Source organism: Paenibacillus sedimenti (assembly GCF_014534655.1).
GTDB classification, from domain to species: domain Bacteria; phylum Bacillota; class Bacilli; order Paenibacillales; family NBRC-103111; genus Paenibacillus_E; species Paenibacillus_E sedimenti.
In genome coordinates this window covers 310647-330483 of sequence record NZ_JACVVD010000005.1, presented here as the reverse complement: position 1 = coordinate 330483, position 19837 = coordinate 310647, and the positions used below count along the sequence as shown (strand labels likewise).

Here is a 19837-nt window from a genome sequence, read left to right as displayed (position 1 = left end):
GGATATAACATGAAAAAAAGGTTGGTTGTTTTGCTTTCCGCATTGATGATTACTAGTGTACTGCTTGCAGGCTGCAGTGGCGGCAAAACGGAGAGTGCGGGAGAATCGATTAAAGGCACGGAGCTGATTTATGCCACGGCAAAAGATATCAATGACATGAATCCCCATCTGTATGCCGGCTCCATACCAGCTCAAGGGATGGTGTACGAGTCACTGGTTGAAAACACGAAAGACGGCATCAAACCGATGTTGGCCGAATCCTGGGATATCTCCCCGGATGGTAAAACGTACACCTTTCATCTGAGAAAGGGCGTGACCTTCCATGATGGGGAACCGTTTAACGCAGAAGCGGTGAAAAAAAACATCGAAGCGGTCCAAAGCAATGCACGCAAGCATTCCTGGATCAAATTATCGACCAAGATCGTGAGCGTTAACGCTGCCGATGAGCATACCGTCCAATTGGTGCTATCGGAAACGTACTACCCGACTTTGCTGGAATTGGCGATGACAAGACCCTATGCGTTCCTATCCCCCAAAGATTTCAGCAATGGGGGAACAAAAGATGGCATAAAGGGTTACAACGGTACCGGTCCCTATAAACTCGCTGAACATAAAACGGATCAGGTTGCCGTTTTTAAGGCCAATGAAAGCTATTGGGGCGGCGTTCCCAAAGTGAAAAAAATAACGGCAAAGGTGCTTCCCGCCGGCGAAACGACTTTTCTGGCGCTACAAAAAGGTGAAGTCAATTTCATCTTTACGGATGATCGAGGCGCAGACAATATTGATGTGCAAGCCATGAAAAAACTGGCGGATTCAGGCGACTACCAGATTGTCAGAAGCGAGCCGATGAATACGAAAATGATCGTAGCCAATAGCAGCAAGGCGGGTAGTCCCGTACAGGAACCGGCTGTTCGCGAAGCGATCTGGCATTCGATTGACAGAGAAACGATTAGCAAGCAAATCTTTAACGGCACGGAGACGCCCGCCAATGCCTTATTCTCCTCTAACGTCAACTATGCCAATGTCGAGTTGAAAAAACGGGGCTATGATTTGGAGACATCGAAACAGATTTTGGAAAAAGCGGGCTGGATTTTAGAAAATGGCAGCGAAGTCAGATCAAAAGCCGGAAACAAATTATCCATGAAGCTATACTACGACGCTAATTCGTCCTCGCAAAAAACGCAGGCCGAATTCATTCAAAACAACGTCAAAAAGATCGGAATCGGGCTGGAGCTTGTCGGCGAAGAATCTTCTTCCATCGCAAAAAGAAGATCGACGGGAGACTATGATCTGCTGTTCAACCAAACATGGGGGCTTGCTTACGATCCGCAAAGCACAATAGCCGCCTTCACATCCGAATCTTCTTATTACCACACGACCAAAGGTATAGCGAACGCAGCTGAGCTGTACAAAAAAATCGATGATGTGATGGTGTCCGCGGATGAAAAAACACGACAGTCGTTATACGCAGATATTCTAAGAATTGTCCATGATGAAGCTGTTTTTATTCCCATTTCGAACGGCAATGTCACCATTGTGGCGCCAAAAAGCTTGCATGGCATTTCGTTTAAGCAAACGCAATATGAGCTGCCATTTGAGCGAATGTACTTTGAATAGGAAATAAGGGGGGCCTCCCCCTTTTATTTATTTGAAAAAGGAGATGGCTATGAGCCGTTATATCATCAAAAGATTATTGATATCGATTCCTTTGCTTATGACGATTTCGTTTTTAACATTTGTCTTAAACAACCTGTCTCCATTAGATCCGGCTGAACTGGTATTGCACGCGCAAGACGTACCGAAAATCACGGATGAATTAATCGCCGAGACGAAAGCGGCGCTCGGGATGGATCAGCCATTATTCATACGTTACCTGAATTGGTTCATTTCCTGCTTGCATCTCGATTTCGGAAACTCGTACGTAACGGGAAAACCAGTGTGGTCTTTACTGGGCCCGGCATTTCTCAATACGTTAAAGCTGACGTTGGTTTCTTTTACGGCCATTGTTGCGCTGTCCATTGTACTCGGGGTCATCTGCGCATTAAGAGAAGGGAAAATACTGGACAAATCCATCAGAGGCACCACCTTTTTTCTGACGTCTATGCCTTCTTACTGGCTTGCAGCGCTTATGGTCTGGTATTTTTCTGTAAAGCTGGACTTACTTCCAACAAGCGGTATGGACTCATACCAAAGCTACATTTTACCGGTTACTGTGATTACGGTCAGCTTTGCAGGCGTCTACTTTAGAATCATTAGAAGCTCTATGTTAAGTAATCTAAATGAAGACTATGTGCTATATGGCAGGGCATGCGGCTTGCCGGAGAACAAAGTCACGCTGCACATGCTGCGAAATTCATTGCAGGTAGCCACTTCTGTGTTTGGCATGGCGCTTCCCATTATTCTAGGAAGCACGGTCGTCGTAGAAAACATTTTTGCCTGGCCCGGGTTAGGAACGCTTAGCGTGAAATCCATCTTAAGCAGGGATTTCCCGATCATCCAGGCGTATGTCCTTGTGCTGGCAGTCGCCTTTGTGCTGTTTAATACCGCTTCCGACATTTTTAATGCTGCGTTGAACCCCAAGCTGAGGAAGGATCTATAAATGAAACTGCTTAGACAAGTATGTAAAGATCGGTTAGCTGCTGTATGTTTATTCATTATCGCAGCAATCTTTGTTGTCGGGATTTTTGCCCCTTTTTTTGCGCCGAATGACCCAAAAGAAGTCCATATGGAGCTCCGCTTTGCAGCTTCATCATCGGAATATTGGTTAGGCAACGATCATCTTGGGAGATGCATGTTATCCCGTTTAATTTATGGCATCCGCCCCAGCGTGCTTTGGGTTCTGGTTGCGCTGTCCGTATCGGTGGGAATCGGGGCGATGACAGGCTTTATTGCGGGCTACTTTAGAGGAAAAGCGGATGCCGTCTTGATGAGAGTTTGCGATGTCATGCTTTCCTTCCCGGGCTACGTGATGACGTTGGCGGTGATCGGCATTTTGGGCGTAGGTCTTGAGAATATATTGATCGCGTTTGTCTTGATGAAGTGGGCTTGGTTTGCCCGCATCATCAGAACGTCTGTCATGCAATTTGCGGACTCCGAATATGTGAAGTTCTCCAAAGCGCTCGGTGTTAGCCACATCAAAATTATGGCGAATCATATCATTCCCGTTTCGCTTCCGGACATCGCCGTCATTTCAAGCAGTTCTTTTGGCTCAATGATTTTGCAAATTTCCGGCTTTTCTTTCCTCGGTTTAGGTATTCAAGCGCCGAATGCGGAATGGGGCATGATGCTGAATGAGGCAAGAGCCGTCATGTTCTCACAGCCGAAGCTTATGCTGGCGCCCGGTATCGCGATCATCCTTGTTGTATCGGCTGTCAACTTTTTGTCCGATGCGCTCCAGGCTGCTTTAGATCCGAAACTGATGACCTCCCGGCATAAGATGCAAAAACAAAGTAATGCCGCATTTGTGAAGCTTCAGCGGAAAGAGGTGGCCTAATCATCTATGAACAGCCTGGAAGTGTCAAATTTGAAAGTATGGGATAGCCGTACCGGCAAAGTTTTGGTCTCGAACAGTTCCTTTCAAGTCAAGCAAGGAAGTTGTCTGGCCATTGTTGGAGAAAGCGGAAGCGGGAAGTCTCTAACCTGCAGAGCCATCATGAGATTGAATAAAGCAGGGCTCCGCCAATCCGGCGACATTCTGCTCGGCGGAGTTAACTTAACCAAGCTTTCCGAAAAAGAGATGAGGAAAAAAAGAGGTAAGCAGCTCTGCCTGATTGTGCAAAATGGCATGCGCGCTTTTGATCCCTCTTGCGTAGTCGGGGTTCATTTAAAAGAAACGCTTGCTTGGCACTTCGGCTGGAGCCGTGACGATATCGCAGACAGGATGAAAAAGGCGATGGAAAGCGTGATGCTGAAGGACCCGATCTCCGTCATGAATAGTTATCCGCACCAGTTGTCGGGCGGCATGCTGCAGCGGGTGATGATTGCGCTGGCCATCGTGCTGGAACCCGACGTGGTGATCGCCGATGAACCAACGACGGCGCTCGATACGATTTCACAATTCGAGGTCATTGAACAGTTTATTCAATTACGGGCAAGAATGGGCTGCTCGATGATCTTCGTATCACACGATCTGGCCGTTGTCAAACGAATCGCGGATGAGGTTCTGGTCATGAAAGACGGAGAAATCGTGGAAAGCGGGACGACCCGGGACATATTCTCCTTGGCTCGGCATGAATATACCCGCTACTTAGTATCTACGAAACTGGCGCTGAACCATCATTTCAAGAAGATCATGGGAGGCGTTAGCCTTGTTGACAATTGATCATGTTGAAAAATCATATAAAAAAGGCGGATTGTTTGCCAGAGAACGACAGCAGGTGCTCTCAAATATCAGCTTCGATTGGAAGCAAGGAGAGTGCCTCGGCATTATCGGAGAAAGCGGCAGCGGCAAATCCACATTGGGGCGATTGCTGCTAGGAATTGAAAAGCCGGATCAAGGCAGCATTTTATGGGAAGGAAAGAGAATTGACGATCGGAGAACAAGATTAGGAAACATTAGCGCTGTATTTCAGGACTATACCTCCTCCATCAATCCGTTTTATACCGTGGAACAAGCCATGATGGAGCCGCTTAAGCTGCAGAAAAAGAATCGACAGGAACAGGAAGGCAAGATTGATCAGCTATTGAATCAAGTCGGCTTAGACTCGTCCTATCGCAAAAAATACCCTCACGAGTTATCGGGTGGGGAAACACAACGAGTATGCATTGCGAGAGCCGTTTCGACGGAACCACGATGCATTCTTTTGGATGAAGCCGTCAGCTCCTTGGATGGCTCGGTTCAAATCCAGATCCTTGAATTGTTGAAAAGCCTGAGAACCCAATACAACATGGGCTATATCTTCATCACCCACGATATACAGGCTGCGGCTTATATGTGCGACAGGGTGATGATCATGAGAAGCGGCCGAATCGAGGAAATCGTCGGCATTGAACATTTGAAGGATGTTCAGTCACCGTATGCAAGGAAATTATTGCAAATGATTATTGCTTAACTATATTCCAGCAATTGTGCTATTAAGGAAATTAGAGGAAGGAGCAATTGTTTTGAAGGGAGCGTTATCTTGGCCTTTTCTGCGCTTATATGTTTTGACGCTTTTATATTTTAGCGCGAATGCGATACTGAATGTCATCATTCCTTTGAAGGGCGAATCGCTTGGGGCCACCAATACAACAATCGGTATTATTATGGGGGCGTATTTGTTTACAACGATGCTTTTTCGCCCATGGGCCGGTCTTATGATCCAAAAATATGGGCCCATTAAGGCACTTCGTACGATTCTTGCGATCAATGGACTGGCTCTCCTTCTCTACACGTTTACCGGCTTAGAGGGTTATTTCGTCGCCCGTATGCTGCAAGGGGTGTGCACAGCGTTTTTCTCGATGGCCTTGCAGCTCGGGATTATCGACGCACTGCCGGAGAAGGATCGTTCGCAAGGCATTTCGATGTATTCCCTATGCGCTTCCATGCCAGGTATCATCGGCCCTCTGCTGGCTTTAGGCATCTGGCAGGCAGGAGATATGCAAGTTTTTACGGCGGCGATGATCGCGGTTGCCATCCTTACAGGAGGCGTGGGTTATAGCGCGAAAATGGATAACAAAGTAGCCGAGCCTGCTGAGGGTAAGACGAAACAGGGAGCGGCAATGCTTAAGTCCTTCAGCCAGTTAATTAAAAACCCGCATTTATTTAAATGCAGCGTCCTGATGCTGACCGCTTCCCTTGTATTTGGAGCGGTGACAACCTTTATACCGCTATACGCTGCACAAATCCAAAGCGGCAATGCGGCCATTTATCTCATGCTTCAGGCGGGTACCGTAGTTGTGGCACGTTTTGTATTAAGAAAGAAAATTCCTTCGGACGGAAAGTGGCACTCGGCTTTTGTCATGACTAATATGCTTATTTTAGCGGTAGCCGCGCAAGCTGTAAGCTTTTCGGCTATAGGCGGAGCAGTTTTTTTCTATATCGGCGCAGGTCTGATGGGGATCGCTCAAGCACTTCTGTATCCTATGTTAACAACGTATTTGTCCTTTGTGTTGCCTCAGGAAAGCCGCAATGTGCTCATTGGCTTGTTCATTGCGATGGCTGACTTGGGTGTATCACTGGGCGGAGTTATGATGGGCCCGATCGCGGATCTTTCCTCTTATTCTACTATGTATATGATTTGCGCGATCTTAGCCGTTTCGATGATCCTTTTTGGTTATGATAGACGCCTACGGTTTGTCGGATCAAGATAAACATCCTGACTTACAACTTCAATCTAGAGCATTTCCAAAACCCACAAAAACAGGGGGTGTAGCCTTAATGAGGCTCGCCCCTCCTTTTTTTCCCGTTCCCATTCAAAGTTCCCTTAGACTAGACTCGGCTGCTGGCAGGAACCTGCTGGAAGCAGTCGATTCGCTGTCCGTTTTGAAGGAAGCTTCTACGATATAATCGATCTTCATTATTAAGCTCTGAGCTCCCTGATGTAATTCATAATGAAAAAGGCGATAAAGCCAATGAAGACCAAGAACGCCAACGCAAATAACATGATGTTTTGCTTAAAAACGAGGAAGAGACCGATAATTGAATTTACCGTTAGGAAAAACAAAGTAAAAATGAATGTATTATCATTTAAACGCGGCGAACGATGAATTTCCAGTGATGTGAATCCGAATCTCTTTTGATTAATCGTAAGGGCTATGACCAAATGAATAGCAACAAAATACCAGGATTCGACCGTATAATCATTTGCGAGCTTAGTTAAGGTTATATTAGCATCAAAATGATTGAATATGTAGGTTGTTCCAAACTCTAAAAGACCGCTAACGGTTACACCCACAGCTATCATAATCAAAGAATAGACCCATCTCAAACCTGAAAGAAGGGTAAATGCTATAATTGCTAATATAGGGGGCACGAATGTAATTAGTGCAATCAAATTTAGATATTGAATGATCACTGAAAGGCTCGAGCAGAAGATAGAAACCATCAATATTTCTTTCCAATAAGTTAAAGGCCTAAATCGAAAAATCACAATCCCGTTTATCAAAATGGCAATCCATGAAAATAATGAAACTAAAAAAGAATTGACTACATCCACTACGGCTTACCTCCAAATTCATGTACAACTAAGAAGTCTGCCTCTTATCATACAACGGAGCTTAAGCTTCGTCTACCTGCAGTCAATCTTTCCCAAGCGGTAAACTATTATTCTTCCTAATCGTACCTCACCAAAGGCTCCGCCAGCCGAACCTTATGCTTCGCATGAAACTCTTCCCTCGTACCCCAATCCAGGTAATCGTCTACATAGTGCATCAAAATCAGCTTCTCCTGAACAGCCTCAGGCAGCGTCAACAGTTCATCCAAAGACGTGTGAGACGGCAGATGGTCGTCCTGCATGTGGCATTCATGATAAATCGTCCGAACCTCGCCGGCTACGTCCAGAATGAAACGTTCCTCCAACCGCGTATCCCCGCTAAAATAAAAATGCGGCTTGCACACAATCCCATAACTCAGCATTTCAGGTACATGCAAGGTTTGAACAAGTTCAAACGTGAAGCCGGCGATCATAAACCGTTCCTCCACACACACGATGTCAAAATAATCCTCAAAAGCAAGCTTTCCCCGCGTTGTCAACTCCAGTCCATGGCGCAAGCATTGCCATAAATCGTCTTTGAGCCCGGCAGGTACAAAGAGCTTGGGCTTTGTCTTCCCTGGATATACCCGGTGAAACAGCGCCAGCTTTTGCAGGCCATTGATATGATCCTCATGCAAATGGGTTATAAAAATGTTTTCGATCTGATTCAGCTGCATCCCTAATCGATGCAATCCGAGATGATTCGATTCCGGAAAATCGATGCATAAATTCGTCTCGTCGAATTCAAATAACGCGCTATTATGGCCTTGAAGTACACTAAATCCGTCTCCGCAGCCTAAGAAGGTCACTAACATGCAACCCCTCCATTTCCATATGGGATTCTAGTCGAATATGTATTATGATGTTTGAGAGAATTCATCCTATTTTTGGGAGGACAACATGAATAAACCGCTCAAGCGAAAGCCGCAGATCCAGCTTCGTTCCTCGCTTTTTATCCTGATGATCTCGTTAATCATTGTACTACTTACCGACAGCGTATTCTACTATTATACGAAACGGATGCTAACTTCAGAGTTGGAAACGAAGCTGCAGCTGATCGCCGACAACGTCGCCATTTCCATACAGCATTCCAAAACCGGGGAGAAGTACGTGGAAAATCTGATCGGCCAAAACCTGCGCACCGCTTCCGTCGCCGCACTGTACCGGCTTGATCCGGACATTGAGAAGGTGACTAACGAAGAACTTACTACGCTCAGCAGCGAATTAATGATCGATCATATCACACTTATGAAGCGGAGCGGCGATGATATCATCGGGTACAAATCCTCGGATCCCAAAGAAATTAATATGAGCACCAAAGACTGGAGCCGGGATTGGTTCAAAGCGTTCAATCAGCTCCTGGACACGAAAACAACGAACGTCAAAAGCGGTCAAGCGCTTCCCTACTATTGGTCAGGCCCTCTTAACACCTCGTCAACGAATCCTAGTTTTGTTGATAAATGGGGCTATTATTACGATGGACGCACGAATTACATCATTGATCCTTTTGTGCATGATACCTTCTTCAGAGACTATCAGCGGGAGACCGGTGTCAATGCTGTTATTAATGAAATGATTCATGGCTATACCGATCATGGAGCCAAAGAAATAACCGTATATAACCCGCCAATCTTTCTAAAACAACAGAAACCGAATGTTATCCAAGGCTACGTGTGGTTCACAGACCGGGAAATCTTATTCGGATCTTACGAGATGAAAGACGATCGCGATCAAGAATATGTGCAGGCCGTCATGGATACCAACCAAAGAAAACAATTTCTAACCACAATTGAGGGAGAGACTTATCTGAAAATGTTTATTCCGTTACACCTGGATTTCCCGGTTGTCATCGGGCTGACGGCGGATTATGGGAAAGTCCAGCAATCGATCCGGCATCAACAAACGAACCTGCTCCTCATCATCGGGACTACGGCTGTCATCGCCTTTCTGCTTGTTATTGTCGCCATTCGTTTTGTGAACCGGAATCGTGAAGCTACTGCGGAAAGCATCCAAGAAGTATATGTCGATAACATTGGCTCATTATTCCGCTCGATGAAAGAGCAGCGGCATGACTTCAATAATCATGTGGCTACGATTCATTCCCTTGTACATCTCAAGGAATATGAAGAACTCGACCGGTATACCGGCGAACTGATCGGCGAAACGAATGCGCTCAACGATATTATTCAAATCGATGTGCCTTCTTTGAGCGCCATTGTTCAAGCAAAGGTCATTCAAGCTATCGAGCGAAAAATCGATTTCCACCATGATGTCGTGAATTTAAGCCGAATCAATCTGAGTGCCATTAAAGCGACAGATCTGGTCAAAATGCTCAGCAACTTGATCGACAATGCGTTCGATGCCGCGATACACTCCGCCAAAGATACAGATAAAAATGTGAATTTGCTCGGACGGGTAGAGAATCAGCTTCTCATATTCGAGGTTATCAATCACGGAGATCCGATTCCTAGCGACATCATCACCGAATTGTACGAGCCAGGCTTTTCAACTAAAAAAGGTACAGGCGCCCACGCCGGTTTGGGTCTTAGCATTGTCAAAAAGCTCGTCGCCAAATATAACGGAACGATCGATGTAAGAAGCAATGAAAATGAAACCCGATTTGCGATTTCCATTCCGGTGTAAATGATTTTTCACGAACATTAAATCATTGACATCCTATAATGTTCGTATTATGATAATCAAGGCAATAACAAACAGCCACAAACATTCGAAACGTTCGTATATCCTTGAGAATTGGCTTGAGGGTTTCTAGAGGGAGCCTTAACTTCCTAGCTACGACGGGTACTGCTTCCGCATACCTGTGTGGCTGGGATTTTTTACGTCCAAAAATCGGATTTCACACCCTGAAGCGGTGTTCGAAAAGGAGAGCGAAATCGAAATGAACGCTTATGATTTCATCGTAGTCGGAGCAGGACCTGCCGGGATATTCGCCTGTTATGAAATGACGCTACGTTATCCGGCTGCCCGAATTTTGCTGGTCGACAAAGGGCACGATATTTACCATCGCAGCTGCCCGATTTTGGAAAATAAAATTAAGCTGTGTCCTCCTCCCGCCGGAAAAAAGGATTTCTCCGGTTGCCTTCCCGCTTGTTCCATTACGGCCGGCTTCGGCGGCGCAGGCGCATATAGCGACGGTAAATTCAATATCACTACCGAATTCGGCGGTTGGATGACGGACTATTTGGCTCCGTCCAAAGTGATGGAATTGATTCGTTATGTAGATGATATCAATCTTCTTCATGGCGCAACGCTAAACATTACGGACCCAACAACAGAAGCGGTTAAACAGATCGAACAACGCTCTTATGCCGCGGGGTTAAAGCTGCTTCGCGCACAAGTTCGACATCTGGGAACCGAGCAAAACTTGATGATTTTGAAGTCCATTTACGAATATTTGAAAACCCGCATCGATATGCAATTCAAAGCTGAAGTTGATGATATTATGACCATAAAAAACGAAGATAAACATGTGATTGGGGGCATTCGTCTAAAAGACGGCACGGAGATCCGCAGCGATTATGTCATGCTGGCTCCAGGCCGGGACGGTTCCGCTTGGCTGACGCAAGTGCTTAAGAAGCGCCGCCTCAAAATGTACAACAACCAGGTCGATGTTGGCGTTCGCGTAGAAACCTCGGATGTCGTTATGCGCGAAATTAACGAGCATCTCTACGAGGGTAAATTCATCTACAACACGTCCGTCGGTACGCGGGTACGCACCTTCTGCAGCAACCCGTCCGGGCACGTAGTCGTCGAAAATCACAGCGGCGTCATGGCCGCTAACGGCCATTCCTACAAGGACCCTGCACTCGGGTCCACTAATACGAACTTTGCGCTGCTTGTCTCGCACAAATTCACCGAGCCGTTCGATAAACCGAACGAATATGCTCGTGAAATTTGTAAACACGCGAACGATTTATCCAGCGGCGGCGTCATCGTTCAGAAATTCGGCGACATTATGCGTGGACGCCGCTCTACGACCGAGCGCATCCGCGAGGGCTTCCTGGAACCGACCTTGCAGGAAGCAGTACCGGGAGACCTCGGCCTCGTGCTCCCGTATAACACGATGAAGAGCTTGATCGAGATGATCCAGGCTCTCGAGAAAGTCACGCCCGGCATCGCGGCAGAGCACACGCTATTCTACGGGGTAGAAGCGAAGTTCTACTCCGCGCGCCCGAAGCTAAGCGAAAGCTTCGAGACTGAAATCAAGGGCTTATTCTGCGGCGGAGACGGTGCTGGTATTACGCGCGGCTTGGCCCAAGCAGGGGCCGCGGGCGTCTGGATCGCGCAAAATGTTTTTGAGCGCATGAACAAATAACTACCAACTAATTTCCATATGGAAAAAATTTAGTACAAACAGTTTATGAAACACAGCCCGCTTTTCTAGTTCAGCACTTGCTGTCTAGAGAAGCGGCTTTTTATTTTCCGGGGAGTGTAAATAGATCTTCGGCTTGCAATCGAGATCGATGGTTACAGACGGGAGGATCAGGTGGAATCGAGTCTCTAGCGATGTTTTTCATTCTTGTGGACGAGATAAGGTCGGATGGTGGCACACCGCTTTTCCCCGCCATCGCTGCGTTTTCGACCCAGTAAGGTCCTTTCGGGTCCTTTTTGTGACCTTTCAGCGCTAGGTGATCCCTGCCTTCAAGCTGTGGCGCCCAAAAAGGGCGCTACAGCTCGCTTTCCACCACTCGCGGCTCGACTTTGCCACCTGTAAGGTCCTTTCGGGTCCTTTCACGTGCTCGGCGAGCGCTAGCTCCTCCCAAGCGGCGCAAGCTCTATTTTCCCAACCAAAAACCCTTTCCCTTATCAATTAATTATGGTAAAATGAAAGCGTTCTCAAATTGTAAGCGTTAACATTTTATCGAGGGGGAAGAACACATGAATGTAGCGCTCGATGTTACGAACACCTATGAAGAATTTGTACTCCAGAAGGATATTATGTATTTCCGGGTCGGAGATCATGGACTTGTTAGCTTCCATGGGAAAAACTATCACATCAAGAAACGGTTGTCGACGGAGCAAATCGCTGAAATTACGTCGGATGCCTCTTTTTTTAAGGCCAACACAGACTGCTACGTGAATACGAAAAAAATACTTCAGATTCAAGACGGGAAAGTGTTCTTTGAACTTAAAGGCGCTGATTCCAAATTCACGACCATTACGAAGCTTCGTCAGCACCGTCTGAAAGAAATTTGGCAGCAGAACAGGTCTCATCAAAGTGAAGAAATCGTTTGAAGCTGGAATCCCGTTTATACAAAAAAGGAGCCAACGACTTAGGTTGCAAGCTCCTTTTTCATTTTTGCCTATGATATTTTAGCGAGTGTCTCTTGCTGATGTTCGCGAATCAGGAACCGGATGTAATCGACGGTTGTGTCTTTGACCTTTTTGGCTTCCTCCAAGGTAGCAAAGCTGTACTCGGCATGGTCCGTGCCTTCGTATTTCTTCAGCTCTTCATAGTTCATTCCAAGCGTGGAAAAATTATATACGAGCTCGTACGGCGTCTTAGCATCTACATTTTTCACGAAAATGTCCTTGGTAAAGAAAGAGCCCTGCTTCTCGACTTTAAAAATAACGCGAAACGGCTTGTCTTTATCCGACACGAAACATTTGATGACCACATCGATTTCCATCGTTTTGTAATCCGCTGACTTCGTAGGCGCTGGCGCTGGCGTATGCAGCCATTTCTTTAAAAGCCCTAGCATCGTCTGCTCCCCCATTTCCGACATGAATCTACATTATATTGTAGTGTATACGTCGAAACTTGACAACCCAGAAAATGGATATTTCTCGAAAAATGAGTCTAAACTCCTGCATGCTATTTCTCTACGAATGGAAACAGCAGCTTCTGATTCTCGCTCGTGTACATATTCTCTTTGGTAATAACCTCCGAACCCGTATCCATAATAGCTTTGACAGCCTCGCCATTGTAGACTTGAAGGGCCGTTTTGACCGCCAAATATCCCATGTTGAAAGGTTTTTGGACAACGGTCGCCTGCAAGATATCCTCTTCAAGGAATGCTATTTCATTCATCGAGCTGTCAAATCCGACGAGCTTGATGTTTCTTTCAAGATCCATTTCCTTGAGCGCTCTCGCCGCCCCGACGGTAGAGACCTCATTCAGTCCGAAAATGCCGCGAATATCCGAACGTTCGGCAAGCAGCTTCTTCGTCTGTTCGTAAGCTTTCTCTTCAGATCCGTTGCTATATAACGTATCTAAGACATGAATGGAAGGATCATTCTTTAAGCTGTCCCGCACCCCGTTCTCCCTATCCAGTTGGGTCGTAGACGTTTTGACGAAGCTGACGATCGCAAATGTTGCAGGACCCTGCACATAGCGTTTCATTGTTTCCACCGCTTTACGCCCCGCCGCATAGCTGTCTGTCGCGATGAAGCTGGATGAAACTCCGCCTTTCAGACCGGAATCCACGGTTATGAGCTTAATGCCGGAGCTGATAACCTTCTGGGCAACGGGTACTAGCCGATTATGATCCGTAGCAGCCAAAATGATCGCTCTCGGCTTCATGGCGATCGCCTCTTCTACCAGTTTGATCTGCTCGTCAATGTCAGATTCGGAGGGGGGCCCTATCACTTTAACCTCGGTATTGTATTCTTTGGCTGCCGCGAAGACCCCTTGGTTCAAGACCTGCCAGAACTCCACTCGATTGTCTATCGTTTTGGGAATTAAAATAAGCGGTCTGTTCTTAGCCTCCATGCCATTGGACACGACGAGATACGCAATCAGCATGACCGCTATAAGGACGATCACAACGACGATAGAGCCTGCTTTTATTTTCAACCTCACACCTCATTTCGACTTATCTTCCAGAGGCAATTCAGGTATGCGCACCGTCACCGTCGTTCCCTCTTCCAGCTCGCTCTCAAACTGTAGACCATACAAATCGCCGAAATAGAGCTGAATTCGATGATTTACGTTAAGCAAGCCGAAGCCTTTGCCTGGCTCTGCTTGACGCGTTTTATGCATCAAGTTCTTTAACTGCTCCTCACTCATGCCGACACCGTTATCCATAACCTTAAGTTCGATAAGCCCTTCTATTTTGCAGCCTGTAATACGAATATGTCCACATTCCGGGAGATGTTTCACGCCATGATAGATGGCGTTCTCAACTAATGGCTGCAAAATAATTTTTAAAATACTGCAGGAAAGTATGTCAGGTTCCACCTCAATGGTGTACGTGAATTTATTCCGGTAACGGATGTTCTGGATTGTCAAATAATTCTGAATATGCTCCAATTCCACAGCGATGGGAATGAGTTCTTCACCTTTGCTTATGCTGGAGCGAAGCAGCTTGGATAATGCGGAAGTCATGGTAACGACCTCTTCCACTTTGCCCATTTCGGCCATCCATATGATGGAATCCAGCGTATTATACAGAAAATGCGGCTGTATTTGCGCCTGCAGCGCCTTCAGCTCACTGATCCGTTTCACTTCTTGATCCTGTACCGTCTGATTCATCAGTTCTCTGATTTTGCTGATCATGAGATTAAACGTTCTGGATAGTTTACTGATCTCATTCGTACCTTCCACATCGACGCGAATATCAAAGTTGCCTTTTTCCACCTGCTTCATGTGTACTTCCAGCTGTTTAATCGGTTTTGTGAGCGTAATGGACAAAAGAATCGAAATCGCCAAGGCAATGATTAGCGAGATCCCGCCCCACATCGCAGAAGTGAGCTGCATCTCCTTCTTATTTCCGCTAAGATCCTCCGGGTGAGTCACCCCTACAATTTTCCATCCAAAGTTCGTCGTTCGAACGGTGTAAATTTTACTTTGCTCCGCTTCTTGCGTTTGAAACGTACTGTCGCTAACCTGCAGCAGGGTGCGGATATCTTCCGATTTCAATCCCGTGTAAATGAGCTGCTGTTGAGGATGATAGATGAGATCGCCGGTCGGGTCCAGAATGAATACATAGCCCCTTTGTCCGAGCCTAATCTGGTTGCATAGATCGTTAATGACATTGTAATTCAGATCGACAAGCAGGACGCCGCTTGCCGACCATGGCGATGTTCTTGGCATTTGCTTGCTGAGCGATACGACCCATTTGTACTCATTATCATACAGATGCTGCACATGCGAGGATGAAATGACTACGTCGCCCTTGCTTTCGCCCGCTTTGGCGTACCATTCTTGCATAATGAGCTCGGAATATGGCTTAAAGCGCCCGTTGCTGCGATCCGATACCAAGGCGCCGTTGGAGCCTGCGAATAGAATGGATGCGATGTCATTTCGGGAAGCGACAATCGAACGGAAATAGCTGCTGATCTGGTTCGAGAGCTGCTCACCTTCAAACCCATTCGGGTTTTTCAGTTCCAAATAACGCTTCAAATCGGCATTGCTCAGTGAAAGGGTGGAGATGCTCTCCATATTGCCGATATAGGTTTGAATGTTTTGATTCACCTGCTCGATCAGCTGCTTCGTATATTCCAGGGACGTGTCCGTGACAGCCACAGTCGAAAGGCGGTATGCGCTGTAGCTTAAGATAACGGTTGTGCAAAGAATTAGACAAGAGAAAGCGAGCGCGATTTTGGTATGAATGCTTTTGAATTGGAAGGGGGACCGCCAAATTCTCATAGGCTCGGCTGACCTTTCTGCGCTGCTCGATATTCTTTGGGAGTCATACCGGTGTTTCTTTTGAAAATAACGCTGAAATACTGGGGATCGTTGTAGCCCACCATGGCAGCGAGTTCATAGGTTTTCAGCTGTGAATGCGCAAGCAGTTCTTTCGCCTTATTTAAGCGGTACCGGGTTACATACTCAACGAACGTCTCACCTGTATATGGTTTGAAAAGGGCGCTGAAGTAACTCATGCTCATATAAATATGATTGCAAACTCGTTGGAGCGACAGCTGTTCGTCCGCATAATGCTCATGGATGAAGGCAATAGCGGCTTCCATTTGCGCTTGGGAGACGTTCGTCCTCTTCTCGGCAAGCAAGTCGACCAGTTCCAGACAAACATCCTCCAACCAGCTTCTGACATCGTCTAATGTTTTTCTTGCATATATTTGCATGAATGAGTGGTCGCCAAGTACTGCTGCTTCCTCAGATCCGGTCTCGAACAATAAATTCATTAAAGCGACTAGCAGCTTATGCAGCTTGCCGTAACATTTGTCCATCGGACAAGCGGCTTTCTTCATTTCTTCAATCCAATCCTGCAGCGTAGCGGAGACGGCAGCTTTCTCGCCTGTTTTGATAGCGGAGAGGAGCTTCTTCTCCATGTGGACATAGCTAGGGTTGTCGAGACTGCGTCCGAACTCCATGTCTCCGATCGCAATGATCCGATTCTTCCCGAGCAAAAAGCGGTAGTCCAGTGCTGACAGCGCTTCCAGGAACGCTTTGGGCAAATCCTGCAATTCATTGTAAATACGTCCGATGCCGATCGTTACGGTCATGTTCAAATATTTCTCAATGCTGTACCTCGCATGCTCCGCAAGGGTTTGGCATGTCATTTCAATATGGTTCCGTTCGCCGGAGAGCAGAGCGACGAGCTTATCGTCACGGGTTCGAAATACAATCCCGCCATGCTCCTTTTGAGCAATCTCATGTAAAATATTATGGGCGGCAAACCGCAGCAGCTCCTCCTCCGCGGCTTGATCACTATAGAATTTCCGGTGAAACTCGTCGATATCGAGTGTAAACACCGTATAGCTTGGACCGCTGATCGTGAGGTCAAACATCTGGCATTTGCGCTCGATCTCTTCGCTCTTCATGCAGGACGTCACCAACCGCTCCAGAAATCGTTCACGAAGCAAAGGCAAGCTCTCGTGAAACTGACGGCGGAGGAAGGTAACGTCTTCCTTTTGCTTACGCTCCTCATCCAGTTCAAGCTTTAATTTCTGCAGGAATTCCGTGAACTCTGCCGCGTTAATCGGCTTCAGCAGGTAGTCCTTAACCTTGAGCTTGATCGCTTGCTTCGCGTATTCGAAATCCTCGTAACCGGTTACAATAATGACTTTGACATCCCGATACTTGGCTGCAATCAGCTCCGTGAGTTCAAGCCCGTCCATAAATGGCATGCAAATATCAGTAATGACCGCATCGGGCTGCAGCTCATCCATCGCTTCATAGGCGTCTCTGCCATTATCGAAGTCCCCGACCAGTTGAAAGCCGCAAGCCTCCCAACTCGTCTTCCGCTTGATGCCTTCTCTGACTTCGTCTTCGTCGTCAATCATAATGATTTTATACATATTGGATTCACCTCAGCGAAATCAAGTATAACCAATTGCCGCACTATGTGTATTGTACACAGCGCTTCAAGCCAACGGCAATAGTAGCTTTCAGGAAGCTTTGAGGCTTATACCATCTTCGATAAATGCATATGTGCTTATTCTATCTGCAATCGGGACAAAAAAAGTGGAAAAATCTCTGGAGAAACGTTGAAAATCTTCTGATTCCACGGGAGATGGGAAAGGCGGCATGATGATGGTACTCCACAAAGGCTCTCTGCTTTGCTGCGACACTAACGGGTGATCTTCAGACAAACAAAGATCAACTGAGGACAACTCGATATGTGATTCCGAAAATAAATGACAACCTATAATCCTATATGAATTCAGCTTGACTCGTCACGCGCCCGCCATACAGCGCCGAAACATTGCTAGAAGGGTGGTGCTAGCCTTTTCAAATTGCCTTAAGATATCGTTCATCCCTGTTCAGTCACACTCGCTCTACCGCTCGCAGCCCTCTTATACTTCCAGATAATAAGCAGGCAAAGAATGGCCGTCAATATGCCGCAGCTCACAAACGCTCCGTTCGCACCGAACCGGTCTGCGACATAACCGGCAAACAGATTACCTATCGGCGTCGACCCGGCAAATACGAGCGAATACACGCTCATCACCCGCGCTCTGTACTCTTCCTTGGCGTTCATCTGGAGATTCGAATTGCTGTTGGTTGCGAACACGATGTTAAAAAAACCGGTAATCGCCAGTAGCAAGCCGCACAACCAAACTGAACTGCTCAGACCATTGAAAATAAGACAAACGGCAACGAGCAAGCTGGCTATGATACTAATCTTGATCCGCGGCCCTTGTTTACTTCGGAAAGACATCGTTAGCGCGCCCGCAAAGGAGCCGATGCCTAGGCAGGACATGAGAGTCCCGTAGGTCGTCTCCCCCATGTGCAGCGCATTTTTGGTAAATACCGGAATGAGGACATTAAAGTTAAAAGCCAGCGTCCCGATGACGGTCACGAGCAATACGGTTTGGGCCAGCAGCGGATCTCGCGCAATGTAGAGAATGCCATCTTTGATTTCCTTCATAACGCCTTCGCTGGAGCGCTGCTTGCGCACATAAGGCGCCGCCTTGATATGCAGCAAGCCATAAATAACTGCGATAAAACTGATACCGTTAAGCAGAAAACACCAGCCGGCGCCGAGCATCGCCATCATCACCGCACCGATTGAGGGACCAACGATACGCGCCATATTAAACGTAGTCGAATTCAAGGCGATGGCATTCATCAAGTCCTCTTTGCCAACAATCTCGATATTAAAAGCCTGCCGCGTCGGCAAATCGAGCGTATTGTTAAGGCCGAGCAGCAGCGCAAGAATCAAGATGTAACTATATTTTACCGTATCCGTGAGGACTAGTGCTGCCAGGGTAAAAGCGAGAATCATCGCAACCGTTTGGGTAACGAGCAAAATATTTTTCTTCGGGAACTTATCGACGATGATGCCTGCGAACAAGGAAAAACAAAGTATCGGCAGAAACTGAAAAGCACCGACAAGACCGAGCTTGAAGGGCGACCCGGTAATCTGGAGCACAAGCCAGGATTGCCCGATATTTTGCATCCAGGTACCGATAAGCGAAACGCACTGCCCCAGCCATAAATAGCGATAATTGCGATGCGTTAATGCATGAAAATGCCGATCGATAAACGCCGCCCCAGCATAACGCATGTTCATAGGTCCACCTGCTCTTCTGCGAATCGTGCCGCATTGTTCCCCATCTTTTCCAGGATGGAATGGGCTAGTTGCTTTTCTTCATCCGTTAACCCGTACGTCAACCGTTCCCGCCAATCCGTCAATACCTTGCGCACATCCTCCTTAATGAGAAGCGCCTTCTCGGTGAGGTGCACTTCGTTACACCGTTTATCTTTTGCACTCACGCTTCGCGTGATGTAGCCTTGTGCTTCCAGCTTCTTAAGCGCTTTTGCCGTTGTTCCTTTATCGATTTTCAAATGATCGGCTAGCTCTTCCTGCGTGAGACCGTCTTCCTTATAGAGTGCGTTCAGGAAAATGTGCTGGCCTCTGCCGATATCATAATGTTTTAAGTGTTCGCCGATGTACATTTGGCCGTAACGGTAGAGCAAAGATACCCAACGTGGTATCGAATTCTTGGCATCAATCATGAGCAGCAACCCCCTTCTTCTAGCTTGGAAAAATAATTAGTTGCATTTGCTACTATTTCATCATACGCCCGTTCAGTTGCAAGTGCAACTATATTTTGGCATTAAAAAAACTGTCTCCAACACAAGCCAATTGTAGAAAGGTTGAATGGATGGGGAGATTGGGTATTGGGGTATTGGGGTATTGGGGTATTGGGGTATTGGGTGTTTGGTAGATTGACGAAGGATTAAGAGTGGAATAAGATCATTAAGAGTTTATGTACGCACGTTCACTTTGACC

17 protein-coding genes and 1 riboswitch are annotated in these 19837 nt (G+C 46.8%); of the genes, 9 read left to right on the top strand and 8 right to left on the bottom strand.

Features of this window, described 5'->3' with window-relative positions; genetic code table 11:
- Window positions 1-9 precede the first annotated feature (9 nt).
- The 6 genes from cntA to cntE are packed head-to-tail and all read left to right on the top strand — an operon-like array spanning window position 10 to window position 6291.
- Window positions 10-1617, top strand: a complete 1608-nt coding sequence (cntA, locus tag ICC18_RS16970) for a staphylopine-dependent metal ABC transporter substrate-binding lipoprotein (RefSeq protein ID WP_188175623.1) — start codon at window positions 10-12, stop codon at window positions 1615-1617.
- A gap of 49 nt (window positions 1618-1666) precedes the next feature.
- On the top strand, window positions 1667-2599 hold the full coding sequence (gene opp1B / locus ICC18_RS16965; RefSeq protein WP_188175622.1) for a nickel/cobalt ABC transporter permease: 933 nt from the start codon (window positions 1667-1669) through the stop codon (window positions 2597-2599).
- Window positions 2600-3493, top strand: coding sequence for a staphylopine uptake ABC transporter permease subunit CntC (gene cntC / locus ICC18_RS16960; protein ID WP_188175621.1), 894 nt, complete (start codon window positions 2600-2602; stop codon window positions 3491-3493).
- A 6-nt stretch (window positions 3494-3499) separates the two neighbouring features.
- Complete coding sequence (gene cntD, locus ICC18_RS16955) at window positions 3500-4321, top strand: staphylopine uptake ABC transporter ATP-binding protein CntD (RefSeq protein WP_188175620.1); 822 nt, start codon at window positions 3500-3502, stop codon at window positions 4319-4321.
- Window positions 4308-5051 (top strand): ABC transporter ATP-binding protein, encoded by a 744-nt coding sequence (locus ICC18_RS16950; RefSeq protein ID WP_188175619.1) that lies wholly within the window; start codon window positions 4308-4310, stop codon window positions 5049-5051. The genes cntD and ICC18_RS16950 overlap by 14 nt, the downstream gene beginning before the upstream one ends.
- 52 nt (window positions 5052-5103) lie before the next feature.
- Window positions 5104-6291: a staphylopine family metallophore export MFS transporter CntE gene (gene cntE, locus ICC18_RS16945; RefSeq protein WP_188175618.1), complete on the top strand. Its 1188-nt coding sequence runs from the start codon at window positions 5104-5106 to the stop codon at window positions 6289-6291.
- 209 nt (window positions 6292-6500) lie between these two features.
- On the opposite strand, the gene ICC18_RS16940 is transcribed toward cntE, so the two are convergent.
- On the bottom strand, window positions 6501-7136 hold the full coding sequence (locus ICC18_RS16940) for a hypothetical protein (RefSeq protein ID WP_188175617.1): 636 nt from the start codon (window positions 7134-7136) through the stop codon (window positions 6501-6503).
- A 116-nt stretch (window positions 7137-7252) separates the two neighbouring features.
- Window positions 7253-7987 carry an MBL fold metallo-hydrolase gene (locus tag ICC18_RS16935; protein ID WP_188175616.1) on the bottom strand — a complete coding sequence of 245 codons (735 nt, stop codon included), beginning with the start codon at window positions 7985-7987 and terminating at the stop codon, window positions 7253-7255.
- A gap of 85 nt (window positions 7988-8072) precedes the next feature.
- On the opposite strand from ICC18_RS16935, the gene ICC18_RS16930 reads away from it, so the two are divergent.
- From ICC18_RS16930 to ICC18_RS16920, 3 genes are all read left to right on the top strand, one after another.
- Window positions 8073-9815 carry a sensor histidine kinase gene (locus ICC18_RS16930; protein WP_188175615.1) on the top strand — a complete coding sequence of 581 codons (1743 nt, stop codon included), beginning with the start codon at window positions 8073-8075 and terminating at the stop codon, window positions 9813-9815.
- 74 nt (window positions 9816-9889) lie between these two features.
- Window positions 9890-9988: riboswitch (purine riboswitch) on the top strand.
- Window positions 9989-10071: 83 nt separating this feature from the next.
- The gene (locus tag ICC18_RS16925) at window positions 10072-11508 is read left to right on the top strand and encodes an NAD(P)/FAD-dependent oxidoreductase (RefSeq protein ID WP_188175614.1); all 1437 of its coding nucleotides are present in this window, start codon (window positions 10072-10074) and stop codon (window positions 11506-11508) included.
- 563 nt (window positions 11509-12071) lie between these two features.
- The gene (locus ICC18_RS16920) at window positions 12072-12428 is read left to right on the top strand and encodes a LytTR family transcriptional regulator DNA-binding domain-containing protein (RefSeq protein ID WP_188175613.1); all 357 of its coding nucleotides are present in this window, start codon (window positions 12072-12074) and stop codon (window positions 12426-12428) included.
- 68 nt (window positions 12429-12496) lie between these two features.
- On the opposite strand, the gene ICC18_RS16915 is transcribed toward ICC18_RS16920, so the two are convergent.
- The 6 genes from ICC18_RS16915 to ICC18_RS16890 form a co-directional block, all read right to left on the bottom strand.
- On the bottom strand, window positions 12497-12895 hold the full coding sequence (locus tag ICC18_RS16915) for a hypothetical protein (RefSeq protein WP_188175612.1): 399 nt from the start codon (window positions 12893-12895) through the stop codon (window positions 12497-12499).
- A gap of 113 nt (window positions 12896-13008) precedes the next feature.
- Entirely contained in the window at window positions 13009-13989 is a 981-nt protein-coding gene (locus ICC18_RS16910; RefSeq protein ID WP_223192628.1) for a substrate-binding domain-containing protein, read from the bottom strand.
- 9 nt (window positions 13990-13998) lie between these two features.
- Complete coding sequence (locus tag ICC18_RS16905) at window positions 13999-15783, bottom strand: cache domain-containing sensor histidine kinase (protein WP_188175611.1); 1785 nt, start codon at window positions 15781-15783, stop codon at window positions 13999-14001.
- Entirely contained in the window at window positions 15780-17396 is a 1617-nt protein-coding gene (locus tag ICC18_RS16900; protein WP_188175610.1) for a response regulator, read from the bottom strand. The genes ICC18_RS16905 and ICC18_RS16900 overlap by 4 nt, the downstream gene beginning before the upstream one ends.
- A 455-nt stretch (window positions 17397-17851) precedes the next feature.
- Complete coding sequence (locus ICC18_RS16895; protein WP_188175609.1) at window positions 17852-19114, bottom strand: MFS transporter; 1263 nt, start codon at window positions 19112-19114, stop codon at window positions 17852-17854.
- Complete coding sequence (locus ICC18_RS16890; protein WP_188175608.1) at window positions 19111-19560, bottom strand: MarR family winged helix-turn-helix transcriptional regulator; 450 nt, start codon at window positions 19558-19560, stop codon at window positions 19111-19113. The genes ICC18_RS16895 and ICC18_RS16890 overlap by 4 nt, the downstream gene beginning before the upstream one ends.
- Window positions 19561-19837: the final 277 nt, after the last annotated feature.